The sequence below is a fragment of the uncultured Gimesia sp. genome, assembly GCF_937910335.1.
Classification (GTDB): domain Bacteria; phylum Planctomycetota; class Planctomycetia; order Planctomycetales; family Planctomycetaceae; genus Gimesia.
Genome location: NZ_CALEMX010000131.1, coordinates 1 through 20,583, shown reverse-complemented (window position 1 = coordinate 20,583; position 20,583 = coordinate 1). Strand labels below are relative to the sequence as shown.

At 48.4% G+C, this 20,583-nt stretch carries 13 protein-coding genes; 4 read left to right on the top strand and 9 right to left on the bottom strand.

Features of this window, described 5'->3' with window-relative positions; translation table 11 throughout:
* Positions 1 to 989, top strand: a 989-nt coding sequence (locus Q0668_RS05235) for a DUF2920 family protein (RefSeq protein WP_298860871.1), incomplete at its 5' end; no start/stop codon positions are given.
* 33 nt (positions 990 to 1,022) lie between these two features.
* On the opposite strand, the gene Q0668_RS05230 is transcribed toward Q0668_RS05235, so the two are convergent.
* The 4 genes from Q0668_RS05230 to Q0668_RS05215 form a co-directional block, all read right to left on the bottom strand.
* Positions 1,023 to 2,837, bottom strand: a complete 1,815-nt coding sequence (locus Q0668_RS05230) for a heavy metal translocating P-type ATPase (RefSeq protein WP_366918872.1) — start codon at positions 2,835 to 2,837, stop codon at positions 1,023 to 1,025.
* 95 nt (positions 2,838 to 2,932) lie between these two features.
* Positions 2,933 to 4,825: an ABC transporter ATP-binding protein gene (locus Q0668_RS05225; protein ID WP_298860865.1), complete on the bottom strand. Its 1,893-nt coding sequence runs from the start codon at positions 4,823 to 4,825 to the stop codon at positions 2,933 to 2,935.
* Positions 4,826 to 5,187: 362 nt separating this feature from the next.
* Positions 5,188 to 5,685: a hypothetical protein gene (locus Q0668_RS05220; protein WP_298860862.1), complete on the bottom strand. Its 498-nt coding sequence runs from the start codon at positions 5,683 to 5,685 to the stop codon at positions 5,188 to 5,190.
* A 142-nt stretch (positions 5,686 to 5,827) separates the two neighbouring features.
* Positions 5,828 to 6,787, bottom strand: a complete 960-nt coding sequence (locus tag Q0668_RS05215; protein WP_298860859.1) for a DUF1559 domain-containing protein — start codon at positions 6,785 to 6,787, stop codon at positions 5,828 to 5,830.
* A gap of 409 nt (positions 6,788 to 7,196) precedes the next feature.
* On the opposite strand from Q0668_RS05215, the gene Q0668_RS05210 reads away from it, so the two are divergent.
* From Q0668_RS05210 to Q0668_RS05200, 3 genes are read left to right on the top strand one after another with little or no spacing between them, the layout of a single operon-like run.
* On the top strand, positions 7,197 to 10,277 hold the full coding sequence (locus Q0668_RS05210) for a PSD1 and planctomycete cytochrome C domain-containing protein (RefSeq protein ID WP_298860856.1): 3,081 nt from the start codon (positions 7,197 to 7,199) through the stop codon (positions 10,275 to 10,277).
* Positions 10,270 to 11,739 (top strand): DUF1501 domain-containing protein, encoded by a 1,470-nt coding sequence (locus Q0668_RS05205; RefSeq protein ID WP_298860853.1) that lies wholly within the window; start codon positions 10,270 to 10,272, stop codon positions 11,737 to 11,739. Before Q0668_RS05210 ends, Q0668_RS05205 begins: the two co-directional genes overlap by 8 nt.
* Positions 11,736 to 12,656 (top strand): alpha/beta hydrolase, encoded by a 921-nt coding sequence (locus tag Q0668_RS05200; RefSeq protein WP_298860850.1) that lies wholly within the window; start codon positions 11,736 to 11,738, stop codon positions 12,654 to 12,656. Before Q0668_RS05205 ends, Q0668_RS05200 begins: the two co-directional genes overlap by 4 nt.
* Before the next feature lie 26 nt (positions 12,657 to 12,682).
* Here Q0668_RS05200 and Q0668_RS05195 read toward each other — a convergent pair whose 3' ends face one another.
* The 5 genes from Q0668_RS05195 to Q0668_RS05175 all read right to left on the bottom strand — a co-directional run.
* Positions 12,683 to 14,098 carry a DUF1501 domain-containing protein gene (locus tag Q0668_RS05195; RefSeq protein ID WP_298860847.1) on the bottom strand — a complete coding sequence of 472 codons (1,416 nt, stop codon included), beginning with the start codon at positions 14,096 to 14,098 and terminating at the stop codon, positions 12,683 to 12,685.
* Positions 14,099 to 14,125: 27 nt separating this feature from the next.
* Complete coding sequence (locus tag Q0668_RS05190) at positions 14,126 to 17,230, bottom strand: PSD1 and planctomycete cytochrome C domain-containing protein (RefSeq protein WP_298860844.1); 3,105 nt, start codon at positions 17,228 to 17,230, stop codon at positions 14,126 to 14,128.
* Positions 17,231 to 17,306: 76 nt separating this feature from the next.
* Positions 17,307 to 18,245 carry a sugar phosphate isomerase/epimerase family protein gene (locus tag Q0668_RS05185; RefSeq protein WP_298860842.1) on the bottom strand — a complete coding sequence of 313 codons (939 nt, stop codon included), beginning with the start codon at positions 18,243 to 18,245 and terminating at the stop codon, positions 17,307 to 17,309.
* Positions 18,246 to 18,421: 176 nt separating this feature from the next.
* The gene (locus tag Q0668_RS05180) at positions 18,422 to 19,489 is read right to left on the bottom strand and encodes a sialidase family protein (RefSeq protein ID WP_298860840.1); all 1,068 of its coding nucleotides are present in this window, start codon (positions 19,487 to 19,489) and stop codon (positions 18,422 to 18,424) included.
* 63 nt (positions 19,490 to 19,552) lie between these two features.
* The coding region (locus Q0668_RS05175; RefSeq protein ID WP_298860837.1) for an alpha/beta hydrolase family protein at positions 19,553 to 20,583 on the bottom strand (1,031 nt) is incomplete at its 5' end.

The following is a 20,583-nucleotide window of genomic DNA, read 5'->3' as shown; positions in this document are numbered from 1 at the left end:
CGGCCCAGAATGGAAGTGTTTCGATTGAAACTCAGGAATGGCCGTTTGAACCGGGACCACGTTCAGTGAAAGTCTTTATTTACTATCCGGGCAACAAACTGGAGAATGTGAATGCTGAGACGGGTTTGATGCTCAATCTGCATAATTGGGGTGGTACTAATACATCGGGAGCCGGGAACCCGGGAGTGCTTACGAAAGAGTTGAATGTGGTAGCCATCTCGGTGGATTATCTCCAGAGTGGTTCGTGGAAAAATCAATCGGGGGCTCCCTATGATTATGGATATTTACAGGCCATTGATGCATTGCGGTCATTGTCGTTTGTGTATCACGCATTGATCGAGAAAAAAATCGCGTTTAATCCTCGGCGGATTTATGCCAGCGGAGGCTCGGGTGGTGGGAATGTGACATTAATGTGTAATAAGCTTGCGCCGCATACATTTACTTGCGTGATAGATATTTCCGGCATGCCGCGCCTTACGGATGATATTGCTTTCAACTTACCCGGAGGGAGTGGTCTGAATGCACGTTATAGTCAGGACAAAAATTCTGCCGACTATCTGGCACCGGGGGCTCAGGAGATACGATTTATAGGAAATCCTGCTCACTTAAAGCTCATGAAAGGGAGAGGACATGCGGCGAAGATTATTATCATTCATGGAACGGGAGACACGATTTGTCCCTATGAAGATGCTCGGGAGATGTATGGAAATATGAAAGCCGCTGGATTGGATGTGGATGCCAAATTTGTGACAAAGGCGGATTTTGATAATGTTGTCTTTCGCTCCATCGGTCATGGTTTAGGTGATCGAACAAAAATGATGGTCAAATTTGGTAGTGAATACATGCTGCCCGGACGAGAGAAGTATCGTCTTCGAAAGTCGCTTACTGATTTTGATTTGAAACAGGATGTGATTTATCCCACTTCAGATGGACGCTATGTTGTTTCGTATGCTTCTGGCGTACCTTCTGTTCTCTTTGAAGCGAAGTGAATGGGATCTGCTTCCCTGGTAAAGCATGGTCGTTCAAGCAGAAGTTCCTGGTTTGAAGTCGATTAAATTCTTAGGGGGAATGGCGACGCGTAAGGCGTTGAGTACCGCGAGTACGTCAATGACTTCCTGAGTGATGGCCCCGGCTACAGGGGGCAGATATCCGGCTGATGCGAGTAGCATGCCCAGCATGCTCAATCCCATGCCTCCCCATGCGCTTTGTAGTGCGATGTTTCTCATACGGCGACTGATGTGTAGAAATTCGTCGATTTTCTGGAGCGAACTATCCATGATAATCACGTCGGCCGCTTCGGTTGTTACATCGCTATTTTGACCGAAGGCGACGCCGATGGTTGCTGCGACCAGAGCGGGTGCGTCGTTGATTCCATCGCCGACAAAAATGGTATTGGCGCGTGTGGTTTCGTCGTTCACGATCTCCAGTTTTTGTTCCGGGCTCTGGCTGAAAAAGACGTTGTCGATTCCTACCTGATCGGCAAGGTAACGCACTTCTGATTCCCGATCACCGGAGACAAGCATCGTGCGATGAATATGATGTCGTGGAGAGAGATGATCGATAAAGGATTGGCCATCGGTGCGTGGCGTATCGCGAAAACGATATATGCCAGCATATTGATCGTCAATCAGGATGGCGCATTCCAGGCCACCTGCCTGGGATGGTAATTGATCTTTGAGTTCTGGTTGTTGTTTGAGTAATTTCTTACGGTTTGTGATTTGAATGGCATGCCCGGCGACGATTCCCTGGAGTCCCTGGCCGGGTGGCTCGCTAATCTCTGTGGCTTCCTGGATGGCCGTTTTGTTTTCCTGCATGGCAGTTGAGATGGCTTGCGCCAACGGGTGTTTGGAAAATCGCTCAATACTGCCTACGAGGGAGAGGACTTCGTCTGGTTTGAAACCGGTCGCACAGATCTGCTCGGTCAGATGTGGTTCTCCATACGTCAAGGTTCCCGTTTTATCGAAGATGATCGTGCGACAGGTGTCAGCGGTTTCGAGTGCGGTGGGGTCGCGGATAATGATGGCTCTGCGGGCTGCCAGCGAGATGGAACCAATAATGGCTACTGGAATGGCAATTAAAAGCGGGCAGGGCGTTGCGACCACCATTACTGCGAGGAACCGAACGGGATCGCCGGAAACGATCCAGGCGCCCAGTCCGATGAGAATTGCGAGCGGGGTATACCAGGCGCCGAGTTTGTCCGCCATGCGTCTCATGTGTGGTCGATGTTCTTCTGAGGTTTGCATGACCTCCATGATTTTGGCATAGCGCGAATCCACGGCGATTTTTTCTGCGCGGACCGTCAGTGCGGATTCGCCGTTAATGGCTCCGGAAAGGACCTGTGATCCCGGTGTCTTCGACATCAGATAGGGCTCGCCGGTGAGATAGGATTCATCCATCACGCCGTGACCTTCGACTACAATTCCATCGATGGGACAGATTTCATGTGGAAAAATCACTAACGTGTCGTCGATGGCAATTTGATCTAAGGGGACATCTTCCATTTGCGAGTCAATTTTGCGATGTGCGATGGAAGGCATCCGTTTACTTAACGCCTGTAGAACTGACGATGCACTGCGAACGGCGTACGCTTCCAAAGCTTCTCCTCCGGAAAGCATTAGAACTACCAACGATCCCGCGAGATATTCATCGAGTAAAATGGAGACCACGATGGAGATGCCGGCTAGCAGATCGGAGCCAAATTCTCGTTGTACCATTTTGACCAGGAGCCCCCAGACCAGAGGCGTTCCACCGAAAGCCAAGACTGCCCAGAGTGGAAAGTTTTGCGCGAAGTCTGAGCTGGTGAATCCAAATCGCAGGATCAGATGAACGGCGATCATGATGATCGTAAACACGGCGATCAATGTTTCGAGCGATTTCCAGACAGGCGAACCTGTTCTTGATGGATTGGAATCTGACACGCTAATTCCTTTTCTCAAGTAACGGTGGCAGGGCTAGTCTGCAATAATACCATTTCATGATATTTGCCTCCTGTTTCCATCAGTGCATCATGCGTACCTACCTCAATAATGCGACTGGCTTCGAAGACAACGATGCGATTGGCGTGCGTAATGGTGCTTAATCGATGCGCGATGACAAAGCAGGTGCGGTTTTGCATTAACGTTGTCAGGCTGTCTTGAATGAGTCGCTCACTTTCGGTGTCAAGATTACTGGTTGCTTCATCAAGGATTAAAATACGTGGATCAGCCAGAATCGCGCGGGCAATAGCCAGTCGCTGTCTTTGTCCGCCACTCAATTTAACGCCGCGTTCGCCAATCACCGTCTGATATCCCTCGGGGAACAGTTTGATAAATTCATCGGCATTGGCAATTTCAGCGGCGCGTTGAATTTGTTCCAGTGTGGCTCTGCGGTCTCCGTAGCCGATGTTTTCAGCTACTGAGCCATCAAACAGAAAGACGTCTTGTTCGACGACGCCGATATGATGCCGGTAGCTTTCGACGTCGAATTCATTCAGCTCGTGTCCATCCAAAAGTACTCGACCCTCTGTCGGGTCATAAAAGCGTGCTACCAGATTGCAAAATGTTGTTTTTCCGGCTCCGCTGGGGCCGACCAGTGCAATCGTTTCACCTGGTTCGACTTCGAGCGAGATTTCCTCTAGCGCATATTGTTGCGTATTCGGATATTGGAAACTCACATTCTCAAATGTAATACGACCTTTAATCTCCGACTTGCTGATGGATTTCGCCGTGGATGACACCATCTCGCGTTCTTCTTCCATTAAATCCAAAACCCGGTCAAACCCAGACAGGCTGTTTTGGAACTGAGCCGCACTTTGCGCGAGAATGGCTAACGGGCCAAGTAGCATTAAGAGATAGGCTAGAAACATGACCAAATCACCTAATGTCAATTCACCCTGGAGTACTTGCCATCCGCCGTAGAGTAGGAGGCAGGCAGAAGCGACCGGGATCACGGTTTCCCAGACAATTTCAATCAGTCGGGCCCACCACCAGGCATACAGTTCTTGGCGACCCATCAGATGGTTGCCTTGCATGACGCGGCTGGTTTCCGAACGCTGTCTGCCAAACGCGCGAACGACTCGCATGCCTCCGAACGATTCGGTTGCGAGGGCATCGACGTCTGCGCGCTGTTTCCGAATTTTTCGGTGTTGTGGTCTAATGCGACTGATCCAGGTGCGGTGTGTGAGGTAAACCATCGGCCCTAGAAAAATCGCGCCTAGGAGTAGCCGCCAGTCGACCCATGCCAGGATGATCAAGCTGCCTAGTAATTGAATGATGGCCCGGCAGGGATTGTATAACATTCCAAAAACGAGTTCACCAACGGAGCCTGCATCTTCGCGTAAGATACTCGTTGCGCCTCCGGATTTGAGTTCCTGAACTCGATGTAAGGGGAGACGGACTGCTTGTGCAAAGACCGCCTTGCGTACTTTCATCTGGATCATTTTTGTTACACGCGTCGCGTGCCAGCGTCCCCAGATCTGTAATGCGATTCTTATAAAGGATATTACAATCACCGTTACTGTAATCGATACTAAGAGTGGCCAGGGTTCGCGTGGAACCCATTGCGGCATTTCCGCCGGCAGGGGATTTTTATCGAGAACATAATCAACCACAAATTTCGTGGCAGCAGGCGGGATTAATGCCAGCAGAGTGGCAATGGTGAGCGTCAACAGTGACAAAATGACCGACTTGCGATGGATTTTCAGTAATCCGAGAAAGCTGCGAACGAGTTCCCAGGAGGAGCGTTCGCGTTTCGAATCATGTTTGCCTTTTGCAGGCGCGTTCATTTCGTGAAATTCGGCTTTAAACTGTTCGAATTGTTTGCGACTGGAAAGCGAATTTGGACTCATGGATGATCTTTATTTTTGGACGATCGTTAAATTGGATACCGTATGAGGAGAGGCAAAGTGTGCATGCAGCAAGAGACTTGTCTCTATTATAGACAATTCCAGACAGGAACAAGCCACTCTATAAGTATATTCGCGAGCACTGATTAATGCGAATGAAGAGCACCGAAGACGGTATGCGTCCGTGTTTAAGGCCTTTTTTAATATTTTATCAGCTCAGTCTGAATGAGACAGTAAGTCAAATACTATTTTAAACGCGGAATGGAATTGACGTAGAGTCATGCGAACGAAGAGTCATTACGGTAAGGCGTCTGAACCATGGAGTCCAGCGTATGCAAGAGGTGTCAGAGGGCCGAATGCAATTTCTACTTTGTTGCTGGCTCTTTTGGCTTATCATCGGTTAACGGAAAATCGATGGTGTTCGCCTTGTCTGCCACGACTGTTACCAGCAGTCCTGATTTTTCCAGATCGCCATACCATTCCGGGATGACAGAGACTGGTCCCGCGTTTCCATTGACAGCATCTTCTGGCAGCCCTGATCCTCCGGGACTGGTGAGCGCGGTGATCATGATTTTGTAATCACCGGGAATCACGCCATCATCATCATCAAAGGTTCCCATTTCATAGAAACCATTCCGATCTATTTTTCCTTGCGCTGAGGGGCCGCCTCCGACAGGGATAAATACAAGAGACCCGACGCTTAATGGTTTTCCATTATAAGAAACTGTGCCAGTTACCGTCGAACGATTTGGGTGACCATCGCCACATCCAGTCATAGTGAATAACATAACGCAGAGTAAAGTCAGGATCGTGCGAGGCCGGTACATCATTTGGAAACTGTCAACTGCTACTTTCTCTATCATCAAAGCGACCTTTTATTTTGTAGAGTGATGCAATACGAACGACATACTGAAAACTAAAACGAATTCGTCTGGGAGCGATTTTTAAAGTGATTCAATCCTCATCATCTTTTCGCAGATTCAGAGTCAATGAGGAGCGTAAGGTTTAATTCCATTCGCCGAGGACTTCTCCGCTGGCACGTGTTCCCAGAGATTTGAGAAGTCCAAGATCGATATTTTCGCTAATAAAATGGACAGAACCATCGGCCATCATAAAATGCGCTCCTCCGACATGGTAGCTGGTGTAGGGCGTATGATTGGTTCCAAAATCGCCACGGTAGTTAATGGGGAATTGGATATTCTTGCTATCCAAAGTCAGACGTCGGGTATCGGTGTACCAGTAGATCCCCCAAGTCCAGGGTTGGATGCCTCCCCAGCCTCTTTTCATTGCAGTGGACCAGCCGTGTGATGAGGATGATTCGCCGAGTAAAATTGTGTTTGTGAGTCCATCTGTGACATCGCGGAATTTTGTATTGCTGAGAGGGTACATTAATCCGGTATTGGCCCACCTCCAGTTATTGCCATCTGTTGGGTTGGTGACATCTTCAATGCGTCCTGCACATCCTCGATAATGGAGGGCACCATGTGAAACAATCCAGGGAAGTGTCGTGATTACGATATCAGGAGATCGGTCTCCTAATATTGATGAGGGGCATGCCAGAACCGGGATTGGTCCCCAAACCTGATTTGAGCCGTTATGAGGTGCAATATCGAATCTCCATGGTCCGAGTTCTGTGATCGGATTCTTTGAGAATCCCTGCATGGCCTGGACCCGATTGGTTTCGTCGAGATAGGGAAATATTTTAGGCGCCCATCCCATGTGATATCCACCACCCAGGTATGTGGGAGTGGGGTGACTTCCATTCGGTAAACTTGTGAAGGTGTCGTGATAGTTATGGAATGCAAGGCCGAGCTGTTTCATATTGTTCTTGCACTGAGATCTTCTGGCAGCCTCTCGGGCTTGTTGCACCGCTGGTAAGAGTAGCGCGATCAGGATTGCAATAATAGCGATCACGACCAGGAGTTCGATTAAGGTAAATGCTTTTCGTCTTGAATATAGGCTCATTGTTCTTTGCCCCGTAAAAACAAACGATAATATAGGAATATTGCGATTCTGAGTGGCTGAAAATTTTTGTTACGCAAACTAGTGCTGCAGTATTAAATAAAGATGACTAATAAATTATAGTCCTGTAAATTTGTATGTCAATCTTGATTCCATGAATTGCTCAAAGATGCATTTCTTTCCTTCAGTTGTAATTGACATTCGTTTCGTCTGAATTTTGCTTAAAAGAAATCAGGTAATCATAGAAAAAATCATAATCACTGAGGACTCAATGGTATTTCGGTTGGGAGACATCAAGGGTTTCTCTGGACCTTCGTGATAGGCCTCAGTACCATTGAAACGAACATGCTGTATCACAATTTTCCTGCCTTCCGAGTTCAAGCCGAATAGATAAAGCAATCCTTTGAAACTGATGTCGTGTCTTAACAAGTTCATGCTCCTGGCTGTATCCATTGGTGCGTCCTCTCAGATGTGCGTGGCGGATGAATTGAATTTCAGTCGTGATATCCTGCCGATTCTTTCTGACCGTTGTTTTCACTGTCATGGTCCCGAGCCTACTCATCGCGAAGCAGAGCTACGACTGGATCAACGTGAATCTGCGACTGCGGATCGAGATGGAACAGCTGCGATTGTTCCGGGAAAACCGGAGTTGAGTGAAATGCTGGTGCGGATTACGAGCGGCGATGCTGATCTCTTAATGCCACCCCTCGACTCTCATCGTAAAAAGCTGACACAAAAGCAGATTGATACGATTCGAAAGTGGATCGCGCAGGGTGCAAAGTGGGGCAAACACTGGTCGTTTGAGAAACCCGTGAAAGGATCCCTTAGTCCGCAGGAAAAGAAACAGAATCCGATTGATGTATTGGTACAGCGCAAGCTGGCTGCTGAAGGCTTGTCACTTTCACCGATTACGGAAAAGCAAACGCTCATTCGCCGACTCTCATTTGATCTGACTGGCTTGCCGCCGACTGCTTCAGAAGTTGACTCGTTTGTGAACGATCAAGCTCCTGATGCATACTCGAAACATGTAAATCGTTTGTTGAAATCAAAGCACTATGGCGAGCGGATGGCGATGTGGTGGCTTGATCTTGCCCGCTATTCTGATACGGATGGTTTTCAAGGGGATGCCACGCGTACGAACTGGCCCTGGCGGGATTGGGTTGTGCAGTCGTTCAACGAAAATAAACCATTCGACCAGTTTACCATCGAACAGTTCGCGGGTGACTTATTACCGAATGCGACGCTGGAGCAAAAGTTGGCCACGTGTTTTCATCGTAACCACATGACGAATGGTGAAGGGGGCCGTGATCCGGAAGAATCACGAATCGATTATGTTATTGATCGTGTCAACACGACGGGAACGGTATGGCTGGGTCTGACGCTGGGGTGTTGTCAGTGTCACTCGCATAAGTTTGATCCTATTTCTCAATCTGACTTTTACAGCTTGTTTGCATTCTTTAATAGTATTGATGAAGACGGGAAAGCGGGCACGCGTGCCAAGCCTTATCTCAAGTACAAATCGCCTTTGGTTGAGCGTGCCGTTCAGGAAGCACAGCAAGTGGTCAATGATCGCAGGCCTTTGGAAGCGCAGGCGCGAAAACAGGCTGAAAAAGAATTTGAGCCTTGGCTGGTGGAACAGATTCAGCGAGTGAAAAAAGGCTTTACGCCCTGGACTCTGCCGCAAACCAAATCTCTCAAGTCGGTGGAAGGGACGAAATTGACGCAAGAGTCAGACGGCGTGATTCAAGCCGGCGGACCGAAGCTCAGGCAAGATGATTATCGTCTGATTACTGCAACGAAATTACCACGTGTGACAGGCATACGGCTGGAAATCTTTCCCCATCCTTCTCATACCGGTGGAAAATTATCCCGGGGTCCCAGCGGTGAATTCATTCTGACGGATGTCAAGTTGCAGGTACGTCGGCAGGGAAGTTCCCAGTTGCGTGATATTGAAATTGCTTCAGCGGTGGCTGATGTCGAGAAAGATGCTAAAGGCCGCAACTATGGAAAGATCAAAGACACGCTCGATGATGATCCCCGGAACGGCTGGACGACGGAATCGCATGATCCGAAACAGAAACATGTGGCTGTGTTTGCTTTAGAAACGCCTTTAGTGCTTGATGAACGGGAAGAGTTGATCTTCGTGATGTTACATCGTTCGACAACGGGAGATGCGAACATCGGTCGATTTCGTGTGATGCTGACAGACCAGCCGGGCCAGGCGGTTCGATCGTTGGAGCGGATGCCTTTGGAAGATCTGGCGACAGCCAGGGTAACTGTGGCGTCGAAGGTGGATCCAAAATTGAGGAAGCGGTTGTTGGATCAGTTTCTTACCGATCATGGCGCCTTTCAGAAAATGAAAGCAAACCTGGATCGAGCGAATACACAGCTCTCGCAGGTCAAGAAAGCTGCGGGTGAATTGAATGTGATGGTTTTGGCTGAACGGAAAGAGCCTCGCAAAACGTTTGTTTTGGAACGGGGTGTCTGGGATAAGCATGGCAAAGAGGTATTCCGCGCTGTTCCCGAAGCGATTCTTCCCATGCCGAAAGAAAAAACGAAGGATCGGCTGGATCTGGCGCGTTGGCTGGTTTCGCGCGAAAACCCGTTAACGGCGCGTGTGGTTGTGAATCATTTGTGGCAGATCTGTTTTGGGGTGGGGCTGGTTCGTACTCCGGGAGACTTCGGTTTGCAGGGAAAGCGGCCGACACATCCGGAAGTGATTGACTGGCTGGCTGTCGAATTAATGGAACATAATTGGGATCTACAACACGTTTTGCGTTTGATCGTCAGTAGCCGGACGTATCAGCAACGGAGTGATGTTTCATCTGAGTTATTAACACGCGATCCTGAGAATCGTTTGCTGGCCCGTGGTGTTCGATTCCGTTTACCTAGCTGGATGATTCACGATGCCGCCTTACAGGCAAGCGGATTGTTAAACACTGCAACAGGCGGTCCGACGGTGATGCCTTATCAGCCGCAGGGTGTGTGGGCGGAAATGTTTATGGGGCGTTATCGTTATGAACCCAGTCAGGGGGCTGCCCAATATCGGCGGAGTCTGTATGCGTTCTGGCGTCGATCGAGCGCACCCACGTTCTTGTTTGACAGTGCCCAGCGACGTGTCTGTGAAGTGCTTCCCAGGCGAACAAACACGCCTCTACAGGCTCTGACATTGCTGAATGATTTGACAATTCTGGAGGCCTCTCGTGAACTGGCACGAACGGCAATCAAGCAGAAGGCCACGTTGCCTGAGCGACTTGATTTTGTCGCGCGCCAGATTCTCTCTCGACCATTGGCTGAACGGGAACGACTGGTCTTGCAGCGGGAATTTCAAGCATCGCATGCACATTATCAGAAACAACCTGACGATGCGTTGCGCTTGCTTGATGTTGGTCAGCCGCCGCATCAAAGTGACGTCGACCCCCAAGAGCTTGCCGCCTATATGGTGATCGCGAGTATGGTCTTTAATCTGGATGAGGCAATTACTCATGAATGATCCCATTGAAAATTCCGTAGAAAATCAGGCAATGGATGTTTCGCGCCGTTATTTTTTAGGGCGTGGCGCCGGTGTCAGCCTGGGTGCGATGGCGTTGGGTTTACTGGAAGGCACGCGTAGCTCTGCTGCTGAAAAAACAAATTCGATTGGTCTGCCGGGGTTACCTCATAAAGCACCTCGTGCCAAGAATGTGATTTTTCTGACCCAGTCTGGTGGCCCTTCGCAGATCGAACTCTTCGATGATAAACCGGGCTTGAAGAAGTGGGCCGGTAAAGAACTTCCGGAAAGTATTCGCGGTGGGCAACGGTTAACGACGATGACTGCGAATCAGAAGCAGTTGATAATGCCTTCGCGTACGAAGTTCAAGCGTTATGGCGAAAGTGGTGCGACTTTGGGAGAGTGGCTGCCCTATCATGGTGAAGTAGCCGATGAACTCTGTTTTATCAAGTCGATGCATACGGATCAGATTAACCATGCACCGGCGATGACAAAATTTCTGACGGGGCATCAACTGGCAGGTCGTCCTTCGATCGGTGCCTGGTCAAGTTATGGGTTGGGCAGCGAAAATCGTAATTTGCCTGATTTTCTGGTGCTGATTTCGAAGATGAAGCGTCCCAGTGATCAGCCTTTGTATGATCATTACTGGGGAAGTGGTTTTTTGCCTTCTCGTTATCAGGGAGTGAAGCTTCGCAATTCCAAAGAGCCGGTACTTTATCTGCGCGATCCGGAAGGACTTCCCCGAAAGGTAAGACGGGGGATGTTGAATGGGATCGCGGAATTGAATCAGATGCGATTAGAAAAGACGGGTGATCCTGAAATTGAAACGCGGATTCGTCAATACGAGATGGCCTGGCGGATGCAGTCGAGTGTTCCGGATCTGAACGATCTAAGTGATGAACCGGAATCAACGTTTGAACTTTATGGACCGGATTCGCGTCGTCCGGGCAGTTATGCTGCCAACTGTGTGCAGGCGCGACGGCTGATAGAGCGCGGCGTACGGTTCGTGCAGTTATTTCACCCTGATTGGGATCATCACAGCCGCCTGGGTTCGTGGTGTGTCGCCCGTTGTCGTGATACCGATCAAGCGAGTGCTGCCTTAGTCAAAGATCTCAAACAACGTGGATTGCTGGATGAGACATTGGTTGTCTGGGGTGGTGAATTTGGTAGGGGAGTTGCCGGTCAGGGTAAATGGGACAGTCCCGAAGGGGGCCGCGATCATCATCCGCGTTGTTACACGATGTGGTTGGCGGGCGGGGGTGTTAAATCGGGCATGACGTATGGTGCGACCGATGATTTCAGTTACAACGTCGCTGAAAACCCAGTGAATGTGCGCGACCTGCATGCGACGGTATTGCATCTGCTGGGCATTGAACATGAGCGATTTTCTTATCGACATCAGGGACTTGACTTCAAACTGACGGGGGTTGAACCGTCTAATATTATCAAGGAGATTCTGGCATGAGACGGTTCACAATCTATTTTCTTATTCTGGGTCTGAGTCTGAGCATGCTTTACAATATCGAAGCGCGTGAGCCTGATGCTGTCATCGATATCTGGCCGGGACTTGCACCGGGTGAGACAACAGGTGAGACAGGTACCAAACTAGCGCGCCGTGCCAAAGAAAATCCTCCTGCGACGCGCGTTAAGGATATCACGCGGCCTCAATTAAATGTCTTTCAACCGGTGAAACGTAAGCGAAATGGAACAGCGGTACTCATTTTTCCCGGTGGTGGCTATAGTTATGTCGTGACGGATAAAGAAGGATCTGAAGCAGCCGCGTGGTTGAATGAGATGGGCATTACGGCATTCGTAGTGCATTATCGAACGAAACCATCGAAGACGCCGCCAATACAGACGAATGCCAAGTTACCTCCCTATTCAGAGCGACCATTGCAGGATGGTCAACGCGCATTAAGTCTGGTACGTAAGCGTGCTGCTGAATGGGACATCAAACCGGACCGGATCGGTGTGATCGGCTTTTCGGCAGGCGGACAGGCTGCGGCGCTGGTGACGACCCGGTTTGAAGAACGGTCTTATAAAGGCCAGGATGCGATTGATCAAATTTCCTGTCGTCCGGACTTCAGTTTATTGATTTATCCCTGGCGTTTACTCGATGAAAAATCGGGAGAGCTGCGCGAAGTGATTACGATTACCAAAAACACGCCGCCTACTTTTATGGCCCATGCGCACAACGATAGTGCCACGCCTTTAAGCAGCATCCAGTTTTATACCGCGTTAAAAAAGAATGGTGTGGCTGCCGAATTACACATTTATGAAACGGGTGGTCACGGCTATGGGATGCGGCCTGTTGAGAATTCGAATGTTGATACTTTTACCAAACGTGCCGAAGACTGGTTGCGACAACGGTCGCTTAATTGAAGATTAACTTGGATGTGATAAGTAGTTTATGCTAAGAGTTCTGTTACGACTTTAGCACCGGTTACCTCTGCATCGGAGAGCGTTGAGGCTCTTCCATCGTATGGGAAACTTAATTTTCGATGATCGATTCCCAGGTTCTGTAGTAATGTCGCATGCAGGTCATGGACGGTGACTGTTTTTTCTACAGCCTTATAACCGAAATCATCAGTGGCTCCGTGCGTATAGCCCGACTTAAACCCACCTCCGGCTAACCATAACGAAAAAGCATGTCGATTGTGATCGCGACCATCTTTGCCTTGTGAAATTGGAAGTCTGCCGAATTCTCCGGTCCAGAGTACGATTGTGGAATCGAGTAAGCCGCGTTGTTTCAGATCTTTGACAAGGGCGGCACTGGGTTGATCTGTTCTGGCACACAAGCCTTTGAGGTTTTTCGCGTTATTACTGTGTGTATCCCAAGGTTGTCCGTTGAGAAAGAGTTGTACGAAACGCACGCCGCTTTCTACCAGACGCCTGGCCATTAAACAACGTCGGCCATACTCGGCAGTGGTGGGGTTATCGATACCATACATTTTCTGAGTGGCTTTTGTCTCAGCGGTAATGTCGAGTACAGCAGGTACAGCGGTTTGCATGCGGGCGGCGATTTCATAATTTTTCACTCGTGCCTGTAATTCAGAATTTTGTGGATACAATTCATTATGTAGGGTATTAAGTTGTTTCAAAAATTCTAATTGACGTTTTTGAGCGGCGGGAGTTACTAGACTAGGATGAGTCAGGTTCGCTACTGGAGAGGCGCCGGTTCGAAACATGGAACCCTGGTAGATAGCGGGTAACCATCCACTGGTCCAGTTTTTAGTTCCGTCGATTGGTAATCCACCCGGGTCCGAGAGTACGACATAAGCTGGTAAATTCTGATTTTCTGCTCCCAAACCATATATGACCCAACTGCCCCATGTGGGCCAGCCCGGACTAAACTTTCCGGTATGGATCAAGCGGAGCGCCGCTTCGTGATCGACAGATTCGGTTGTCATCGAACGAACAAGTGTGAGCTCGTCGGCGATACTTGCTGTATGCGGTAAATGTTCGCACATTTCAATTCCTGATTCCCCTCGCGGGGCGAATTGGAAAGGTGAGGCCAGGCAGTTTCCTTTTTGTTTATCGAAGTGTGCTTCGATATCGCCTTGATAGGGTTTACCATTCTGTTTGGTCAATTCCGGTTTGGGGTCGAACAAATCCATCTGGCTTGGACCACCGTGTTGAAAGAGACAGATGACTGATTTTGCTTTGGAGGGAAGCTGATTTTTGACTGTAAGTGAAGAATCGGCTGCAGATGATTTTGAGTCAACTCCGAGCAACTGGGTCAATGCCATCATTCCCAGCGCTCCCGTTGTTCCGCCGAGAAACGAGCGTCGATTCTGAGTAAAATTGTTCTGAGGAATTATCATATTTCTATTCCAGTTTGAAACATTAATTTACTTCACATATAAAAATGAATTGCTGGCCATCAACATTTGACAAAAATCGATCCATGCCAATTGCACCGCGTTTTTACTACCAGGGTAGTTTGCAGGTTGTTGTGCGAGAAACGTTTTTGCAAAATCAAGTTCTGCCGAATCTGCATTCCGTCCAAAGACCAACAGTATTGCGATTGCTATTTTAGCGTCCGTGTCATCGCCGACCTGATGCTGGAGTCGTGCATTCAATTGAGTCGCTCGATTTCGAGCGAACTCGGAATTCAATAGGCTGAGAGATTGTGTAGGGACTGTCGTTGATGTGCGTTGTGTGCAATTAAAGACAATAGAGGGGGTGTCAAACACTTCCAGAAAATTTAGAACCTGGGTCCGTTTTTGCTGTAAATAAATGCTACGTCGATTCGCGCCGGAATTCTTTTCATTGACGATTACACTTAAGTCTGCGGTTTTGCTGGTGGGGATATAAGGGCCTCCCATTTTAAAATCCAATTCACCGCTAAGGGCCAGCATTGCATCTCGAATGGCTTCGGCATCCAGTCTCCGTAAAGGAAAATGCCACAACAGTTGATTCTCTAGATCTTTTTTGCGGCCTGCTTCATGTTCAAGGCTGGATTGACGATAAGCTTTTGAATTCAAAATGATGCGATGGATGTGTTTGACGCTCCAGCGATTTTGAATGAACTGATTCGCGAGCCAATCCAGTAGTTCCGGATGAGTGGGTGCCGAACCGGAATAGCCGAGGTTGTCTGAAGTCGAAACAATGCCCGTGCCAAAGTGATTTTGCCAGATTCGATTGACTGTAACACGTGCAAAAAGCGAAGCTGCTTTGGAATTTGGTTTTGTCATCCAACGGGCAAATGCCAAACGACTTCCTGTTGAAGAATGTAGGTTCTGTCTGGCAGCTGCAATATTAAATTGGTTATTCGATTCAGAGAGGATTTCCAGTCCCGCTGGTTGCACTTTTTTCACACGCGCATTGTATTCACCGCGGCCAAGGAGATACACGTCTGGAGACGTAGGTGAAAGGTCCGTTACCCAGGCAATTTTTCCGGGTTTTTCGGTTCGTTGATCGTTTATATTTTTGAGCGTTGTGGCCAATTCATTTTGTCGTGCCTTATGCTGTTCCTGTCTTGATTTGCGTAAGGCAGGATCTTCGGCTGGGTCATTCGTTGCCACGATGACGTTATCTACGATGAAACTGCGACCACAACAATATTCAAAACCGAATCCACCCTCTGGTAGCTGTTTTTTATTGAGTATCAGCGGCTTTCCCTCAAGTATGCCATCTGTAAGATGTTGCAATTCATATTTCCCGTCACCTGCATTTGTGATTCGAATTCCATAACGATGACCAGGCTGGTAACCAGTTGGTCCAATTGTGCCAACCGATTGAGATTCAGTGCCAGGATAGTCAACATGAACGGCGGTATTTCCGGAGGGATGCCCATCGATCAAGATGTTTCCAATCACATTCGTTTGCCGGTCGTTAAAATCTGTGACGGCGATCAGGTAACCGATTCTTGCGGATGGCGGACTGTTGCCAACACGGTCTGAAATCAGGTCAAAGCTGGCTTGAATCCAGTCACCCTGTTTATCTGGAGTCCAATCATACGATTGTTGTGTTGACAGGAGGCGGTCACCTTTCCCGCCCGTTTCGATGAGCTGTAAATGTCCCTTATGAATTAATGCACCGGGAGCCTGAGCTGAATCAAGGTTGACTGCAGGGTTCCCCCCGGGTTGATCATCGTCGGGTGCACGATTACTCCAGTGGTTTACTAACCTGGGAGGAGAACCAGAATCGAAGGTCTCTTCGAATAATACTTTTTTGCGGGGTGGGTGTGCTTTGAGCCAATTCCGATATGCCTGGTTTTGTTTTTCAGCAAGTGAGTCTAAACGAGCTTGTTCCTGCTTCCATGCGGATTGTTCTGCTGCAGAGGAAGCGTAAATGAATCTGTCTTTAGGATACTTCCACTGATCGATATTAAAAGCAGGATAAAAAATGGCCTGAAATTGATAATATTCTTGATGTTCGATGGGTTCAAATTTGTGTTCATGGCAGCGGGCACATTTTAGTTTGAGTCCTAATAATGAAGAGCTGATAATCTGGATGGTTCCTTCCAGAGCTTTGTATTTATCGATTCGCCGCTCTTCCGGGTTGCCATCACTTTTGTCTGTTCCGTCGGAGGCATTTCGAAGAAAGTGAGTTGCTTCGAGTAGCTCAACTGTTTGTGGGGTAAATGGATCATTGGGTTTCAGGTTAGCAATTTCATCGCCTGCTAATTGTTCCTGAATAAATTGGTCGAATGGTTTATCTTTATTGAACGAACGGATCACATAATCTCGATAACGATAAGCCAATGGTCGGTCGGTGTCGGCATTAAAGTAGCCATTGGAGTCCGCATAGCCTGCTGTATCAAGCCAATACTTTCCCCAGCGCTCGCCATAACGGGGAGAGGAAAGATAGCGATCCACCATCATTTCATAGGCGTTTGGATTTGTATCATTCAGGAACTGTTTGATTTCGCTGGGAGCAGGGGGTAAGCCGGTGATGTCAAAGCTGACTCGACGGATCAGAGAATGTCGGTCCGTTTCGGGATTGAAAGATAATCCCTGCTTTATCAATGGGGTTAACAGGAATTGGTCAATGGGTGAGGTTTTCTCATTTGCGTGAGAGTTTTCCGGAGGCTCAACGGGGCGTAAAGTTTGAAACGCCCAATGTCCCTTTTTTTTCTGGGAAGCGTTTTCTAAGCCGGGAGCACCCGTTTCAATCCAGCGCCGAATTCGTTTTTTATCGTCTTGACTGAGTGGTTCTTCAGGAGGCATTTCATCATCGCGAATCCGCAGCCATAGCGAACTTTTTTCAATTTGATGGGGAACGACAATTTTTCCTTCATCACTACCGCGTGCGATGCCACCCAGGTTCATCAACATTAATCCGCTTTTGGGCCTGATCGGACCGTGGCATTTACCACAGTGAGATTTCATGATATTCAGTATCTGAGAGGTGAGTACCTCTGGTTTTTCCTGATCGGCGGCAGAGACAAATCCTGTTTGCTGTCCGGAAATAAAAATCAGGAGTATGAGATATCTCGCGGATCTAAACATATCGCAGTCTCTCTCCTATTTCAGAATTTCAATCATGCTTCGACAATATATGTTTTTGAATTAAGGATGCTACCAATTAGCCGCGTGAAATTCCTGCCTGTTTAAAAGCGGGCGCGAGATTTTGGTAACAGGTTTTCGCGGCTGCAATCGGATTGTAGCCTTTCTGTTTGAATACCATACTACTGACTTCACAGCAGATATCTCCCTGATAGCCTGCTTGAACGGCCTGCTTGAGAAATTGGACATAGTTGATATCGCCACTTTCACCGGGAAGAACAAAGTGTACTTTCTTGTCTTTCTGGACCGTGTCTTTTACTTGAATCAAGCTGGTGAAAGGCATCATTGTTCGCATGGAGTCTTCGAGCGAAATATTCCGATGTGTGAAATGACTGTAATCATAGTTGAGCCGAATCCAGGGGCTATCGATTTGTTGAACGAGCCAGACACCTTGTTCGGGGCGATCAACAACGCCTCCTCGATGAGGTTTGATGGCGATTACTGTTTTTGTACTCTCGGCTACTTTGGCCCATGCTCCGAGGTTATCTCGCATTTCGTTTTTCAGCTGGTTCCATTTGCCGCTGCCTGCTGTCGTTTCAATCAGTGGGGGCTGCATTGGTTTCAAGGCATGTCCCAGTTCGGCCGCCCGTTTGAGGCGATCCAGGACTTTTTTCTGACTGGCTTTCGAGCCGGGCAGGCTGCAGTGTTCCATGAGTGATGTCAGTTTCAGCTCTGTTTCATTGAGCTTGTTCGATACATGTTTGCGGCGTTGCGCGTTGAGTTTTAAAGGCGTTGCATCCCATGCATCCATGAGGCATAGCTCAACGGAGTCATATCCAATCTCAGCGACGGCTTGAAGTGCCTGTTCGGTTTTTAAATGGGGCATGCCGTACAGGCTGAAGCCCAGAGTGAGATGCGGCCTGGCAGATTTTCCTGCTTGTAGACCGTGGATTCCTGCCAGACTGATGGTGGTTGCACTGGCTGTGGAAAGAAACTGACGTCTTGTTAACGAATTCATATGATGCACTCTCATGGCGTGGATGAATTTTACCACTACGGCTGGCGCACTAACCCGCCAGCGATCGGGTTTGATTATAACAGGATCGCTCACTGCAGGCCATCATTTTGGTGTGATTTGGCGCTCTCGCGCCAGTCTGTCGAAGTTTGAAAACGGTTTCAAAGACAGCAAGCCTGCTATTTTTTCAGGAAATCATTTTCTTTTAGAGACAGTCGGACCGGTCCCTGCATCGTTGTGATCCAGAGTTCTCCTGGTTTCACTTCTGTGACATACGGATAGGAGACGCGGTTTTCGCGTTTCTGTCCTTTGGGAGTTAAGTCGCGTGCGATTATGATGGGTTCGCTCCAGGTTTTGCATTCATCCTCCGAAAAGGCGATCGATAATTCTTCGCGGCGTCCTTTTTTGAGTTTGGGATCACGGAATCGATTCCAGAGCATTACGATGCGGCCGCTTTCCAGTCTTTTTAGAATAGCGGGCGAGCTACTGGCGGGAATTTGAGAAGGTTTAATCGTGCGCCATGATGCGCCTTCATCGTTGGAGAAGGCTTCCCAGAAGCGTCCAAATTTTGTGCGAATCAAGGAATAAATTCTGCCGTCTTTTAATTCGACGATAGTACCTTCCATCGCACCATCGTGATCGCCGGAGCCTCCGAGGTCGATCATGTTGCTGTGATTCCAGGTAGCGCCTTCGTCATCGGAATAATACGTGACCATCACATGTCGACCGGGATTGGCAATGGTTTTGGAAACAACCACAATCACGCGTCCCGATTTTGTTTGAATGATACTGCGCACCGCGCCGCACCAGCTATGGCCCTGAAGAATCTGGGGAGTCATCCAGGTTTGTCCGTCATCGGTGCTACGTGAAATATAGACGGGCAGGTAGCAGTCGGGCTGGGGGCCTCCTTTTTTATCGTTCCAGTTGAACTTTCTTTCTGCCAGATTCATATACGAGAGGATCAGCGTGCCCTTTCGTGTTTTGATGAGGGCTCTTTCGTTGCTGGTGAGGAATTTCTCAGGATTATGATATAATGGTTTAGCATTCCATGATTTTCCGGCGTCTTTGCTGATTAAGACCTGTTTCGCATCCGGAGCCAGGAGGCTTCCATTGGATAGTTTGAGAAATGGTCCCAGATGTTGATGAGGCAGTTTTTTTGTCTGGGGATGATTCCACTCGGCCTGTGTGTTGATTGCGGAAAACAATACGACTGTGAGAGCGCCAATCAAAAGTAAGATCTGCTTCATGTTTTCTGCCTTATACTCAAAGGGGCTTGATATTTCAGTGATGAATCAGGGGCTGACGATCGTTTATTTTACATCAAATTGTTTTGCCAACCAGGGAATAACTCGTTCTGGTCGGAAGCGGTGGTTGGGTACATCGACATTGACATATTTAAAATATTCCTCATTGGATACACCCTCGGGAATTTCCTTATCTTCATAGGGTCGCAGATCGGGTGTGGCGTATTTCGCGTAGTAGTGAACTTCAACTTTCTCTGCAGAGTTGTTTAAGTTGTATGCTTGCCGGATTTTGTCGATCTGCATGGTGCGGCCTCCTTCAGTAAACAGCAGTGGACAAGGCGCCAAAGCCGCTTCGATGTCGGTATGGTCAAACCATTGAAAGAAGTCCGGGACAGTATGGTGAGATGCACCAGGTGGATGAAAATTAGCGCAGATTGTTCGTTCTATCCAGTTACAAACAAAATCATTATGTATGACGGCATTGATGGCATCGGGGTACAGGACACCAAGAATATCGGCTGGATTGGAGCCGAGTGAATGACCGCATGTGGCGATGCGAGTGGAATCGACCCAGGCTTGATCTTTGAGCCATTCGAGAATTCGTGTTTTTTGAAAGACAGAAATACCCAGATAATTCCGCCCCATCCAAAGTGCGGCGTTGGACATGGAACTTCGTGAAACTTGATCGCTCGTCAATTCACCTGTCGCTGGATTTTCTATGGCAACACTGATAAATCCTTTTTGTACAAAATAGAGTGCCTGTTGATTCGTCTTGAAATGTTTCCAGGTTGAAAGTTTACCTGTATCAAGTTCCACTTCACCAGCCAGCGATTCTTTACTGGATGTGGAGCCAGGAAAACACATGACTGTGGGGGCGGGAGATTGCTGGCTTACTCCCTCCGGAATTAAAATATAAAACGGAACTACACTGAAAGGTTCAGGATATGCTTCCCATTTTTGGAGCTGGTATCCTTGACGTGGTTTCGACCAGATTTTTTGAGGGGCAGGCTGTTCAGGAATTCCCTCAGGAAAACAGAGCAGTTCGATTAATTTTTCCCGCACCGCATTTTTCCAATTGGGAAAGTTTTCGATTTTCA